Raw genomic sequence first — 13,169 nt, 5'->3', positions numbered from 1 at the left:
ACCGGGCAGACCGACAACTCGTACCGAAAGATCAGGGAACCTGTGGCCGACAAACCCAAACGTCCCCCGCGATTCGACATGAAGTCGGCCTCCGGCGGTAAGTCGAGCCGGCTCGTCCAGATCGGCGGCACCGCTTTCGTGGTGATCTTCGCGGTCGCCCTCGTCTTCTACATCGTGACGTCGCACCACAACAAGACCGGTCCCACCGGCGCCGGCGATACCGTACGGGTGACGTCAAGCAAGCTGGTCACCCAGCCGGGCAGCAACAATCCCAAGGCCGTGGTGACGTTCTACGAGGATTTCCTGTGCCCGGCCTGCGGTAACTTCGAGCGCACCTTCGGCCCGACGGTGTCCCGGCTCATCGATCTGGGCGCCATCGCGGCCGACTACTCGATGGTGTCGATCCTGGACAGCTCGCGGAACCAGAACTATTCGTCGCGCGCGGGTGCCGCGGCCTTATGCGTCGCCGACGAGTCCCTGGACGCGTTCCGCCGCTTCCACTCCGCGCTGTTCAGCACCGACATTCAGCCGAGCGAGACCGGCAAGACTTTCCCGGACAACGCCCGGCTGATCGAGCTGGCCCGCGAGGCCGGTGCGGCGGGCAAGGTGCCGGACTGCATCAACAGCGGCAAGTACCTGTCCAAGGTCACCGGCGAAGCGGCGGCCGCGCATATCAACGCCACACCGACCATCAAGATCAACGGTGACGACTACGACCCGTCTACCCCCGACGCGCTGGTCAACAAGATCAAAGGGATCGTGGGCAACATTCCGGGCATCGACGGTGCCGTCGCGCCGGCCGCTATGTGACGGGTGCGGTGTCGACAGAAGCTGCCGATCTCACCGGCGACCTGACACCGGATTCGGCGTCGGCGGCGCCGGTGCCGGCGCTCAGCGCCTGGTGGATATTGATCGCCGGTCTGATCGGCTTGGGTGCGTCGATGACGCTGACGGTGGAAAAGATCGACATCCTGCTCAACCCGGCGTATGTGCCGTCCTGCAACATCAACCCGATCCTGTCCTGCGGTTCGGTGATGGTCACGCCGCAGGCGTCGCTGCTGGGCTTCCCCAACCCGCTGCTGGGGCTGGTGGCCTTCACCGTGGTGGTTGTCACCGGCCTGCTGGCATGTGCGAAAGTGGCTCTGCCCCAATGGTATTGGCTGGGTCTGACGGTCGGGCTGGTCGCCGGTGCGGTGTTCGTGCACTGGCTGATCTTCGAAAGCCTCTATCGCATCGGGGCGTTGTGCCCGTATTGCATGGTGGTGTGGGTGGTCACCATGTCGCTGCTGGTGGTGGTTTCCTCGATCGCTGTTCGCCCGGCGCTGCACGACCGGCACACCGGCCCGGCGTGGGTGCTTTTCCAATGGCGGTGGTCGATCGCCACACTCTGGTTCACCGCGGTGTTCCTGCTGATCATGGCGCGGTTCTGGGACTACTGGTCGACGCTGCTGTAGGTATCTGCAGGTGACCCGGATCATTGGCGGCGCGGCCGGAGGCCGTCGCATCGCGGTCCCGCCGCGAGGCACCCGGCCCACCACCGACCGGGTCCGCGAGTCGCTCTTCAACATCCTGACCGCGCGCCTGGAGTTGACCGGGCTCAGGGTGCTGGATCTCTATGCCGGTTCGGGCGCATTGGGTTTGGAGGCGCTCTCCCGCGGCGCCGTCGCCGCGCTCTTCGTGGAGGCGGACCCGCGCACCGGATCGGTCATCGCGCGCAACATTGAAGCCCTGGGGCTGCCCGGCGCGACGCTGCGCCGCGGAGCGGTGGCGACGGTGCTGGCGGCCGGGACCGCCACCGCGTTCGATCTGGTGCTGGCCGACCCGCCCTACGATGTCGACGCCGCCGAGGTCGAGGCCGTGCTGGCGGCGTTGGCCGCTAACGGCTGGGTGCACCGGGGCAGCGTCGCGGTGGTGGAGCGGGCGACCGGCGGCGCGCCGCTGAATTGGCCGGCCGGTTGGTCCGTGTGGCCGCAACGGGTTTACGGCGACACCCGTCTGGAGCTGGCCGAGCGTCAGTGACGTGGGCGTGTACCGTCGTTCGTCATGGCGCCGCTCCTCCGCATCGCTTCGCTTTGCATCGTCACGGCGCGCGTCATGACCGCCGCGGAATGGAGAGCACCGGTTGGCGTCGGAGCGCCCGCGTGACCGGCGCGGTGTGCCCCGGTTCGTTCGACCCGGTGACGTTGGGCCACATCGACGTCTTCGAGCGGGCGTCGGCTCAGTTCGACGAGGTGGTGGTGGCGATCCTGACCAACCCCGCCAAAAAGGGCATGTTCGATCTCGACGAGCGCATCGCGATGATCAACGAATCGACGACCCACCTGCCGAACCTGCGGGTGGAAGCCGGGCAGGGTCTGGTGGTCGACTTCGTCCGGTCGCGCGGGATGACCGCCATCGTCAAGGGGTTACGCACCGGCACGGATTTCGAATACGAGCTGCAGATGGCGCAGATGAACAAGCACGTCGCCGGCGTGGACACCTTTTTCGTCGCGACCGCCCCGCGCTATTCGTTCGTGTCGTCATCGCTGGCCAAAGAGGTCGCGATGCTCGGCGGTGACGTGTCGGAACTACTGCCCGAGCCGGTCAATCGTCGGCTGCGCGAAAGGCTTTCCGGCCCGTCCTGAGTTCCCCGCTGACGCCGGAGGCTACTCGGAGTACCTGGCCGCACAGTGGGTACCCGATGACTCCGTCGTGTATCGGTGGAAGGGAGACGGCCGGTGAAATACATTGCCCTCGAGGAAGCCTTCTCCCTCCCCGGTATTGCCGATCCGATGCCCCAATTGTCTTCGCGAGCAACGCCTTACGCTGAGGACTGGTTGCGCAAGCTTCCCGACTTCACCCAATATCGGCTGCCGGAGATGGACGCGGCCGGCATCGACATTCAGGTGTTGTCCCTGACCGTTCCGGGTCTGCAAACCGACATCGACGCCGACACCGCCAAGCAGAATGCCCGACGCGCCAACGACTACCTGGCGCAGGTGGTGGCCGATCACCCGAGCCGGTTCCGCGGTTTCGCCGCGCTGCCGCTGCAGGATCCCGGGGCGGCGGTCGCCGAACTGGAGCGCTGCGTGCGCGAGCTGGGGTTCTGCGGTGCGCTGGTCAATGACCACCTCGGCGGCCATTACCTCGACGAGCCGCTCTACGAGCCGGTGTGGGAGGCGCTCGAATCCCTTGGCGTGCCGCTGTATCTGCACCCCGGTGCGCCTCCGGCCGATCACTGGCACGTGCTGAGCGGTCATTCCGAGCTCTACGGCTCAATGTGGAGCTGGGCCGCCGAAGTGTCCGGGCATGCCTTGCGAATCCTGTGCAGCGGCATCTTCGACCGGCATCCCGCGGCGACACTCATCTTGGGGCACATGGGGGAATTTCTGCCCTACCAGCGCAGCCGCCTGGACTCGCGCTACGCCACCGTCAATCCCGACTACCGGCTGCAGCGCCCACCGTCGGCGTACCTGGGCAGCAATATCGTGTTCACCGCCAGCGGGGTCTTCTCTCCTGCGGCCTTGCTCGGCGCCGTCTTGGAAGTGGGTGCCGACGCCATCATGTTCTCCGTCGATTACCCCTATGAGTCCTCGCAGGAGGCAGTAGAGGGATTCGAGCGCGCCACGCTGAGCCCAAGTGATCGAGAAAAGATCGCGCACGGCAATGCAGAACGTATCTTGAAGATCTGATCCGGAGGAAGGGGTAGGTACGCGAGGTCGCCGACGTCGATAGGAGAACGGCAGCCATGACTGTAGAGAATCTGTTCGACGTACCAGAGGCCGCGGCCGATCTGGTCGCGCTGCTCGCCGACGAGGGAGTCGCGCACTTCTTCATCAACCCCGGCACCGATTCCGCGCCGATCCAGGAGGCGCTGGCCGCGGCGCGCGCGGCCGGCACGCCCAGCCCGCGGGCGGTGCTGTGCGTACACGAGAGCATCGCCCTGGCGGCGGCCATCGGCCACCACATGGCCAGCGGCCGCCCGCAGGCGGTCATGGTGCACGTCGACGCCGGAACACTGAACCTGGGCTGTCAGCTGCACAACGCGCAGCGCAACGGAACACCGGTGGTGATGTTCGCCGGGCGCACTCCCTACAGTTCGGCGCCGCAGGTGCGCGGCCATCGGGATACCTACATCCATTGGCAGCAGGAGCAACTCGACCAGCCGGCCGTGGTGCGCAACTACGCCAAGTGGCACATGGAGGTGCCCCGCGGACGCGAGCTGGCCCCGATCGTCCGCCGGGCGTTCCAGGTCGCCCAATCCTGCCCGTCCGGCCCCGCCTACGTCATGCTGCCGCGCGAAGCGCTGATGGAGCCCGGCGTCGGTGCGTTGCCGCGCAGGCTGCCACCGGCCGTCCCACCCGGCCCCGATCCGAGCGCGTTGGGACGCTTGGCGGGAATCCTGGTGGCGGGCAAGCGGGTTGTCATCGTCACGTCCAGGACCACCGCGGCCGACCCGGGAACCGCGACCGTGCTGGCCCGCATCGCCGAGCTGCTCGGCGCGCCGGTGATCGATCAGGGTGACCGCGCCAACATGCCGCTGGGGCATCCGCTGCACGTGGTGGGCGACGCCGCACCGCTGGAAAGCGCCGACACCGTGCTGCTGCTGGACTCCGAGGTGCCCTGGGTTCCCTCTCAGCTGGCCCCGCCCGCGGACGCCCGAGTGGTGCAGATCGACGAGGACCCGGTCAAACCGAGCATGCCGCTGTGGTCCTATCCCGTCGAAATCGCGTTGACCGCCGACACCCGCGTGGCGCTGGTGCTGCTCGAGCAGACCCTGTTGCGGCTGGCCACCGACGAGCTGCGGGCGAAGTGGGCCGCACGACGGCAGGCGGCCGAGGCCGAGACCGCGCAGGGCCACCGGGAAGCGATCCGCCGGGCCACCTCCGACGCACCGGCGGATGCCGCCGATGCGATGCTGGCCGCGCTGGGCCGGGCGCTACCCGACGACGCGGTGGTGGTCCAGGAGGCCGTGACCAACCGGCCCGCCGTGGCGCGGCAGGTGCGGCGAGCGCCCGGGCAGCTGTTCGACACGGGCGCACCGGCTTTGGGCTGGGCGCTGGGCGGCGCCTTCGGGGTTAAACTCGCCCGTCCGGAGGCGCCCGTCGTCGCCATATGCGGTGACGGTTCGTTCAACTTCGGTGTGCCCACCGCGGCGTTGTGGTCCGCACACCGTCATGGTGCGCCCTTCGTGACGGTGGTCTTGAACAACCAGTCGTATCTGGCCTCCAAGCTGCCGGTGATGGGGCTGTACCCGCACGGAGTTTCGGTGCGGGAGAACGACTTCCCCGAAACCCGGCTCACCCCGGACACCGACTACGCCGCGCTCGCCGCGGCCTGCGGCGGTAGCGGACGCAGCGTGCACACGGCGGCGGAGATGAGTGAAGCCGTCAGTTGGGCGCTCGGCGAGGCCGACCAAGGGCGCTGTGTGGTGCTGGACGTCCCGTTGCCGCAACCCTGAGGCCGGTCAGTGATGATGCTCGGATTCGCCGGCGGTAGGGGAGCCGCCCATCATGCGCACCATCGGCAGGCCCCCGGAAATGATGAAGCGGGCGACCAGGATGGCGGCGAGTACCAAGAACGCGATGTTGAGCCAGGTGGTGTAGTTCCAGGAGATCGACGCTTCTGTCACCGTCGCGTTGCGCTGCTCTGGAATGAGATGTGTTGTGCCGAAGATCAATTCGACCAGATATCCGGCGGCGACCATCGCGGCGTAGAAGGTGCCCAGCAGGGTCAGCATCATCCGGATGCCGTAGTACTTGCGGTAGATATTCAGGATCGGAAGGATCAACAGGTCGGCGTAGATGAACGCGATGACGCCGCCGAAGCTGATGCCCCCGTTCCACAACACCGCGGCCAGCGGGACATTGCCGATGGAGCACACGAAGGACACCATCGCCACGATGGGCCCCACGATCGGTCCCCATAGCGCCGAGAGGCCCGGGTGATCGGCCAAAAAGAATGTCTGCCAGAACCTTTCGGGCACCCAGGCCGCGACGGCACCCGCGATCAGCAAGCCCAGGACGAGGTCGCGCAGGATCGCCAGCCACTCCATCACGAACACGTGCGAGACCGAGGTGAAGCCTGCGGGGGAGGTCAGCCGTCGCCAGAACGGGCCGTCGCCCTGGATCGACATGTCCATGGCGGCATGGCCTTCCATCGATCCGGCGATTCCCCGCTCGGCCTGCTCACGGGCGGCGTCGACCAGCCGCGGCCGCACGAACAGCCGGAACAAGACGGCCAGCACCACGATCATGAGTGGGCCGCCGACGAATTCGGCGGCGGTGAATTGCCAGCCCATCAGCAGCGCCAGGATGATGCCCAACTCCACCACCAGGTTGGTGGATCCGATTTCGAACGCCATCGCGGCGGTGAAGTTCGCGCCCTTGCGAAACAGCGATCGTGCCAACGCCACCGCGGCATACGAGCACGACGAGGACGCCGCTCCCAGCCCGGCCGCGACCGCCAGGGTGCGCGGGCGGTCGTCACCCATCAGCGCCACGATCGTCGAACGCCGCACGACGGCCTGCACCACCGCCGAGAGCGCGAAGCCCAGGATCAGCGCCCACAGGATTTCCCACGTCATCGACCCGGCGAGCGTCAAGGCGTGTCCGACCGCTGATAGCACCGGCACCGTGTCCTCCCTGCGGTAAACCAGTCGTTGCAAGCGCGGCGTGCGCCCGCCGGTGAGTATACCCCTCGGGGGTATAGGGGACGGGCGGGCCGCCGGTGCGGATAGTGCCCCGGCCGTCCGCCACCTAGAATCGCTGGCAAATAGCCGGTCCCCGGGACTTCGACGCAAACCCGGGGCGCCTGCGCCCATCCGCTTCGACGGGGCCCCGGCGAAGAATATGGACGAACCACCTCACGCGGCCGTCGCGGCCGCGTCCAACAGCGTGAACGGGCGCTTCCTGATGACACTCACCGCCAACCGCCAGGCCGGCTACGCCGCGCCGGGGCGTTTGAGGCACCCCGGACGGGCAAATACCCGACACACCGGCGTCGCCACCGCAGTCACAGGGACATCACCAGGCACACTAGTAACAACAGGATCTTTGCAGACGCCAGGAGGGTATGGCCGTGTATCGAGTCTTTGAGGCGCTGGACGAACTCAGCGCCATCGTGGAAGAAGCCCGTGGCGTTCCAATGACGGCCGGCTGCGTGGTGCCTCGCGGCGACGTGCTGGAGCTGATCGACGACATCAAGGATGCGATCCCGGGCGAATTGGACGACGCCCAGGACGTCCTGGATGCGCGCGACTCCATGCTGCAGGACGCCAAGACGCACTCCGAGTCGATGGTGTCCTCGGCGACCACCGAGTCGGAGTCGATGCTCAACCACGCACGCGCGGAGGCCGACCGGCTGCTGTCCGACGCCAAGGCGCAGGCCGACCGGATGGTCAGCGAAGCGCGCCAGCACAGCGAGCGGATGGTCGGCGAGGCCCGCGAAGAGTCGATGCGCATCGCCACCGCGGCCAAGCGCGAGTACGAGGCCAGTGTCAGCCGCGCCCAGGCCGAGGCCGACCGGCTGCTGGAGAACGGCAACATCTCCTACGAGAAGGCCGTCCAGGAGGGCATCAAGGAGCAGCAGCGCCTGGTCTCGCAGAACAGCGTGGTGGAGGCGGCAAACGCCGAGGCCACCCGGCTCATCGACTCGGCGCACGCCGAGGCCGACCGGCTGCGCGGCGAGTGCGACATCTACGTCGACAACAAGCTGGCCGAGTTCGAGGAGTTCCTCAACGGCACCCTGCGGTCGGTGGGGCGCGGTCGCCACCAACTGCGGACGGCGGCCGGAACCCACGACTACGCGGTGCGCTAACCAGCCCGTCGCGGCCGTCAGCCGGGCGGGCGCGCCCTGGAATTGTGCGGTCGGCGCCGTAGGATTTCCGATATGACGCGGCAGCACACCACACCATCGACCCGGTCGCGCCTGGCCGCACCGATGGTGTTCGACATCACCCGGCTCGGACGCCGGCCCGGGGCCATGGTGACCCTGCGGAAAACGGTGCCCAGCCCGTCGCGCATCGGGCTGGACATGATCGCGATCGAGGCGGACGCCCCGCTGGAGCTGGACCTACAGATTCAATCGGTGTCCGAGGGCGTCCTGGTGACCGGGACGGTCACCGCGCCCACCGCCGGCGAATGTTCCCGCTGCCTGACCAAGCTCGACGGACAGGTGCAGGTGCACCTCACCGAGCTGTTCGCCTATCCGGACAGCACGACCGAGGCGACCACCGAGGAAGACGAGGTGGGCCACATCGTCGACGACACCATCGACCTCGAGCAGTCCATCGTCGACGCGGTGGGGCTGGAACTTCCGTTCTCGCCGGTCTGCACCCCGGACTGCCCGGGGCTGTGCCCCGAATGCGGTGTTTCGCTGGCCGCCGAGCCCGGCCATCAGCACGATCGCATCGATCCGCGGTGGGCCAAGCTGGCGGGCATGTTCCCCGCCGAGGCGGACGAGTCGCGGGGCGAGCGGTGAGCTCACGGCAGGCGCTGCTCGACGCCCTCGGGGTTGAGCTGCCCGAGGAACTGCTGTCCCTGGCCCTGACGCACCGCAGCTACGCCTACGAACACGGCGGCCTGCCGACCAACGAACGCCTGGAATTTCTGGGCGACGCGGTGCTTGGCCTGACCATCACCGACGAGCTGTACCACCGCCATCCCGACCGCACCGAGGGCGACCTGGCCAAACTGCGGGCCAGCGTGGTCAACACCCAGGCGCTGGCCGACGTCGCGCGCAAGCTGTGCGACGGGGGCCTGGGCGTCCATCTGCTGCTGGGGCGCGGCGAAGCGAACACCGGCGGCGCCGACAAATCGAGCATCCTGGCCGACGGCATGGAATCGCTGCTGGGCGCGATCTACCTCGATCGCGGCATCGACGTTGCGCGTGAGGTGATTCTGCGGTTGTTCGGCCCGCTGCTGGATGCCGCGCCCACGCTGGGGGCCGGGCTGGACTGGAAAACCAGCCTGCAGGAACTGACCGCGGCCCGCGGCATGGGCGCGCCGTCCTACGTCGTCACCTCCACCGGTCCCGACCACGACAAGGAATTCACCGCGGTCGTCGTCGTGGCGGAAACCGAATACGGCACGGGTGTCGGCCGCTCCAAGAAGGAGGCCGAGCAGAAGGCCGCTGCGGCGACGTGGAAGACGCTCGAGGTGCTGGATACCGCGGGGACGACGTCCAACTAGATGGTGTCGGTATAGATGCCCGAACTGCCCGAAGTCGAGGTGGTGCGCCGCGGCCTGCACGCCCACGTTGTCGGCAAGACGATCACGGCCGTCCGGGTGCATCACCCGCGCGCGGTGCGGCGGCACGAAGCGGGACCCGCGGACCTCACCGCCCGGCTGCTGAATGCGCGCATCACCGGCACCGATCGGCGCGGCAAGTACCTGTGGCTGCTGCTCGACACCGAACATGTTGGGCAGCAATCGGATACGGCGCTGGTGGTCCACCTCGGCATGAGCGGGCAGATGCTGCTGGGTGCGGTGCCGCGCGCCGAGCACGTCCGGATCTCCGCGCTGCTCGACGACGGGACGGTGCTGAGCTTCGCCGACCAGCGCACCTTCGGCGGGTGGATGCTCGCCGATCTGGTCGAGGTGGACGGCAGCGTGCTGCCGCAGCCCGTCGCGCATCTGGCGCGAGACCCGCTGGACCCCCGGTTTGATGCGGAGGCGGTGGTAAAAGTCTTGCGTCGCAAGCATTCCGAAATCAAGCGGCAGCTTCTCGACCAGCAGGTGGTGTCCGGCATCGGCAACATCTACGCCGACGAGGCGCTGTGGCGGGCGAAGCTGAACGGCGCCCGGATCGCCGACACGCTGAGCCGCAAACAGTTGACCGCCGTGCTGGACGCGGCCGCCGAGGTGATGCGCGACGCGCTGGCCGAAGGCGGGACCTCGTTCGATTCGCTCTATGTCAATGTCAACGGCGAATCCGGCTACTTCGACCGATCGCTGGACGCCTACGGCCGCGAGGGCAAAGCCTGCCGCCGCTGCGGAGCGGTGATGCGCCGGGAGAAGTTCATGAACCGGTCTTCGTTCTACTGCCCGAAATGTCAACCGCGGCCGCGGGGTTGAGTGTGCATGCACGGCTTTCAGTGTGCGTCCGCGGTGGCGACACGGGCGGGCGACTTCAAGCGGTCGTTGCAACAGGTGGATTTTTTGACAGTAGTTCGTTGAGTGCTTCGGCTGGTGTTTTCCAGTCCAATGTTTGGCGGGGTCGGCCGTTGAGTTCGGCGGCGACGTTGTCGAGGATGCCCGGGCCGTGCAGGGACAGGTCGGTGCCTTTGGGGAAGTACTGGCGCAGCAGGCCGTTAGTGTTTTCGTTGCTGCCGCGTTGCCAGGGAGAGTGCGGGTCGCAGAAGTAGATGTCGATGTCGGTGGCTTTGGCGATGGCGATGTGGTTGGCCATTTCGCTGCCCTGATCCCAGGTCAACGAGCGGCGCAGGTGCTCGGGCAGTTCCGTCATCTTTTCGACTATGGCGTTCTGCACGGCCAGGGCGCCGTGGTTGTCGGGCAGATACAGCAGCATCACAAACCGGGTGGAACGTTCCACGAGAGTGCCGATCGCCGAGCCGGATTCGGTGCTGCCCAGGATCAAGTCGCCTTCCCAGTGCCCGGGCACGGCGCGGTCGGCGACCTCGGGTGGGCGCTGGCTGATGTTGACCATGCCTGGGATGCGGCCACGGCGAGTGCCGGGCTGATGCTGGGGGCGGCGCAGTGCGCGTTTGGTGCGCAGGCACTGGTGTAACTCGCGGCGCAGCGCACCCCGCCCCTGTACGTAGATCGCCTGATAGATCGCCTCGTGTGACACCCACATCTCCGGATCGTCGGGAAAGTCACACCGCAACCGCCGCGCGATCTGCTGCGGGCTGTGGCGCAACCGCAATCGAGTCTGCACCTCCCGGCGCAACCGGACATCTGTACCGAGCTTGCCGGGTTTGGGCCGACGCGCCCGCTGCCCGGCCAACCGCTCAGCGGCCAGCGCGTCGTAGTGCACCGTGGCCGTGGTGCCGCTTTGGCGGGCCCCGAAGCGCTGCTTGCGCCGATACCCCGACTTGCGACCGTCATAGCGGTTGCGCACGGTACGGTCCAGCTCCCGCTTGATCGTCGACGCCGCCCGACCCAACCGCCGGCCGATCGAACGCAACGACTCGTTGCGGCCCACGCCGACCTGGATCTCCACTCGCTCACGCTGGGTTAGCCGTGGCCTGGGCCCCGCAGTGACTCGTTTGCTCAATCGTGGCTTCACACCTCCACGTTGAGCGACCCAACAACACCCGGCGTGCTCCGACACGCCCACGACCGCAGCGGCTTCAGCAACACTGACACCAGCGCGAACCTGATCCCAAAACGCAGAAACCGTCGACGGCGGATACAAACGAGATCCCACAACACTCCTCACACAGACGATGTGTTGCATCGATCCCTGGAAACCGCCGCGGGACGCGCCGCCCAGAATGCACATTCGCGAGTGGCGATGAGCGTCGTCGACTCAATCGAAGATGTCGCGCCGCAGCGTCCCCGTCGGCAGCGCCGGGTCGACGAACCACTCGTGGCTGAACAGCGCACCGAACACCTGGGGCGGCAACCGCAGCAGTACCCCGAACACCCGCGCGGCCAGGCCCGAAACGCCGATCTGCGAGCGGTGCGCGGCGAATGCGTCTCGCTTCTGCCGGGCGAAGCGAAAGACGTTGACCCGATGGGTGATTGTCGCGCGCGGCGCGTACGCGCCGCGGACGATGTCGCGCTCGTACGGTCCCGGCAGCCGCAACAGGTGCGCGACATCGCTGACGCGGAGCAGCATTTCGCGCGGCATCGTCACCTCGAGTACCCGCGGAGTGCCGGCGAGTTCGGCGGCCCGCTTGCCGACGTGGTGCACCTGGACGTGGTCGCGATGGCCGTAGCCGCCGTTGGGCTGGTAGCTGAGCAGCAGGTCGGCGTGTTCGTCGCGCAGGATGCGGGCCAGCCGGCCGGCCGCCTCGTCGAGATCCGCCCGGCCGAATCGGGTGCGGCCCGGCGGATCCGGATAGAACAGCGGACCGTAGCCGCTGTCGGCGTACCCGAGGCACTCCACCCGGTGTGCACCGAGAATCTGCGCACTCGAACGTAATTCGTCGAGTCGGTAGTTGTCGTCCTCGTTGTGGATGCGCCCGTCGGTTGCGGTGACCACGACCACCCGGTGCCCGGCCGCGGCCGCCCGCGCCAGGGTGCCGCCGGTGAGCACGACCTCGTCGTCCGGGTGGGCGTGGAATGCGACCACGGTGGCCATGTAATGCAGTATGCCGTGCGGGAAAAGTTCGGGCGCCCGGTAGAAATAAGCCATGGCCGAACTATGGGTGGAACGCACCGGGACTCGCCGCTACACCGGGCGCAGCTCACGTGGCGCACAGGTGCTGGTCGGTTCCGAGGACGTCGACGGCGTGTTCACGCCCGGTGAGCTGCTCAAGATCGCGCTCGCGGCGTGCAGTGGAATGTCCAGCGACCTGCCGCTGGCCCGTCGGCTGGGCGACGACTACCGGGCGGTCATCAGGGTCTCCGGCGCCGCCGACCGCGAGCAGGAGCGCTATCCGCTGCTCGAGGAGACTCTGGAGCTGGACCTGTCGGGCCTGGCCGACGACGAGAAGGAGCGGCTGCTGGTGGTGGTCAACCGGGCCGTCGACCAGGTCTGCACCGTCGGGCGCACGCTCAAGTCGGGTACCACCGTGAACTTCGCCGTCAGCTCGGAGGCGAACAATGTCGGAGCCTGAGGTCCGGCTCACCGCCTGGGTTTACGGCCAGGTCCAGGGCGTGGGTTTTCGCTGGTGGACGCGGTGCCGGGCGCTGGAGCTGGGCCTCACCGGTTATGCGGCCAACCAGCCCGACGGCCGGGTGCTGGTGGTCGCCCAGGGGCCACGGCCGGCCTGCGAGAAACTGCTGCACCTGTTGGAAGGTGGCACGGCGTGGCCGTCGCGGCCCGGGCACGTCGACAAGGTTGTCGCCGAGTGGTCGGAGCCGCAGGAGCGGTTCGAGGGTTTCGTCGAGCGTTGAGCGGCGCGGGCGCAACGGGCTAGCGCGTTTCCCAGGGCCACATCCATCTTCTCTGCGTGGCTGATGTGGCCATTGTGACCAGTGCGCTTACCGCTTCGAACGCGGTCGGATTTCGGCCGAACCGACACCCCTCGGTGCCGCCGTCCGCGGCGATTTCAGCGG

15 protein-coding genes are annotated in these 13,169 nt (G+C 67.7%); 12 read left to right on the top strand and 3 right to left on the bottom strand.

All coding sequences use genetic code 11. From position 1 onward, the window contains the following. Window positions 1–42: 42 nt before the first annotated feature. From ACIUM1_RS06625 to ACIUM1_RS06600, 6 genes are all read left to right on the top strand, one after another. Window positions 43–810, top strand: coding sequence for a DsbA family protein (locus tag ACIUM1_RS06625; protein WP_406816433.1), 768 nt, complete (start codon window positions 43–45; stop codon window positions 808–810). Continuing rightward, complete coding sequence (locus ACIUM1_RS06620; protein WP_406816432.1) at window positions 807–1,454, top strand: vitamin K epoxide reductase family protein; 648 nt, start codon at window positions 807–809, stop codon at window positions 1,452–1,454. Before ACIUM1_RS06625 ends, ACIUM1_RS06620 begins: the two co-directional genes overlap by 4 nt. A 10-nt stretch (window positions 1,455–1,464) precedes the next feature. Further along, window positions 1,465–2,019 (top strand): 16S rRNA (guanine(966)-N(2))-methyltransferase RsmD, encoded by a 555-nt coding sequence (gene rsmD, locus ACIUM1_RS06615; protein WP_406816431.1) that lies wholly within the window; start codon window positions 1,465–1,467, stop codon window positions 2,017–2,019. 122 nt (window positions 2,020–2,141) lie between these two features. Next, complete coding sequence (gene coaD, locus ACIUM1_RS06610; protein WP_406816430.1) at window positions 2,142–2,624, top strand: pantetheine-phosphate adenylyltransferase; 483 nt, start codon at window positions 2,142–2,144, stop codon at window positions 2,622–2,624. Between the two features lie 93 nt (window positions 2,625–2,717). Next, complete coding sequence (locus ACIUM1_RS06605) at window positions 2,718–3,671, top strand: amidohydrolase family protein (RefSeq protein WP_406816429.1); 954 nt, start codon at window positions 2,718–2,720, stop codon at window positions 3,669–3,671. A gap of 56 nt (window positions 3,672–3,727) precedes the next feature. Next, window positions 3,728–5,440 carry a thiamine pyrophosphate-requiring protein gene (locus ACIUM1_RS06600; protein WP_406816428.1) on the top strand — a complete coding sequence of 571 codons (1,713 nt, stop codon included), beginning with the start codon at window positions 3,728–3,730 and terminating at the stop codon, window positions 5,438–5,440. A gap of 6 nt (window positions 5,441–5,446) precedes the next feature. On the opposite strand, the gene ACIUM1_RS06595 is transcribed toward ACIUM1_RS06600, so the two are convergent. Next, window positions 5,447–6,646, bottom strand: a complete 1,200-nt coding sequence (locus ACIUM1_RS06595) for a permease (RefSeq protein ID WP_406816427.1) — start codon at window positions 6,644–6,646, stop codon at window positions 5,447–5,449. 413 nt (window positions 6,647–7,059) lie between these two features. Between ACIUM1_RS06595 and sepIVA the strand changes: the two genes are divergently transcribed. The 4 genes from sepIVA (at window position 7,060) to mutM (ending at window position 10,055) form a co-directional block, all read left to right on the top strand. Beyond that, window positions 7,060–7,797: a cell division protein SepIVA gene (sepIVA, locus tag ACIUM1_RS06590; protein WP_406816426.1), complete on the top strand. Its 738-nt coding sequence runs from the start codon at window positions 7,060–7,062 to the stop codon at window positions 7,795–7,797. Between the two features lie 72 nt (window positions 7,798–7,869). Next, entirely contained in the window at window positions 7,870–8,460 is a 591-nt protein-coding gene (locus ACIUM1_RS06585) for a YceD family protein (protein ID WP_406816425.1), read from the top strand. Beyond that, window positions 8,457–9,170, top strand: coding sequence for a ribonuclease III (rnc, locus tag ACIUM1_RS06580; RefSeq protein WP_406816424.1), 714 nt, complete (start codon window positions 8,457–8,459; stop codon window positions 9,168–9,170). The genes ACIUM1_RS06585 and rnc overlap by 4 nt, the downstream gene beginning before the upstream one ends. A 15-nt stretch (window positions 9,171–9,185) precedes the next feature. Continuing rightward, window positions 9,186–10,055, top strand: a complete 870-nt coding sequence (gene mutM, locus ACIUM1_RS06575) for a DNA-formamidopyrimidine glycosylase (protein WP_406816423.1) — start codon at window positions 9,186–9,188, stop codon at window positions 10,053–10,055. A gap of 55 nt (window positions 10,056–10,110) precedes the next feature. On the opposite strand, the gene ACIUM1_RS06570 is transcribed toward mutM, so the two are convergent. Together ACIUM1_RS06570 and ACIUM1_RS06565 are read right to left on the bottom strand one after the other, a co-directional pair. Beyond that, window positions 10,111–11,445, bottom strand: coding sequence for an IS30 family transposase (locus ACIUM1_RS06570; protein ID WP_406816422.1), 1,335 nt, complete (start codon window positions 11,443–11,445; stop codon window positions 10,111–10,113). A 27-nt stretch (window positions 11,446–11,472) separates the two neighbouring features. Beyond that, a complete protein-coding gene (locus ACIUM1_RS06565; protein ID WP_406817560.1) occupies window positions 11,473–12,249 on the bottom strand; it encodes a PIG-L deacetylase family protein in 777 nt (258 codons plus the stop codon). A 52-nt stretch (window positions 12,250–12,301) separates the two neighbouring features. Here ACIUM1_RS06565 and ACIUM1_RS06560 point away from each other — a divergent pair, with 52 nt between their 5' ends. Together ACIUM1_RS06560 and ACIUM1_RS06555 are read left to right on the top strand one after the other, a co-directional pair. Next, window positions 12,302–12,727 carry an OsmC family protein gene (locus ACIUM1_RS06560; protein WP_406816421.1) on the top strand — a complete coding sequence of 142 codons (426 nt, stop codon included), beginning with the start codon at window positions 12,302–12,304 and terminating at the stop codon, window positions 12,725–12,727. Continuing rightward, window positions 12,714–13,007: an acylphosphatase gene (locus ACIUM1_RS06555; RefSeq protein ID WP_406816420.1), complete on the top strand. Its 294-nt coding sequence runs from the start codon at window positions 12,714–12,716 to the stop codon at window positions 13,005–13,007. The genes ACIUM1_RS06560 and ACIUM1_RS06555 overlap by 14 nt, the downstream gene beginning before the upstream one ends. Window positions 13,008–13,169: the final 162 nt, after the last annotated feature.

The organism is Mycobacterium sp. M23085, from assembly GCF_045343915.1.
Taxonomy (GTDB): Bacteria; Actinomycetota; Actinomycetes; order Mycobacteriales; family Mycobacteriaceae; genus Mycobacterium.
This window is presented reverse-complemented; position numbering and strand designations above follow the sequence as displayed.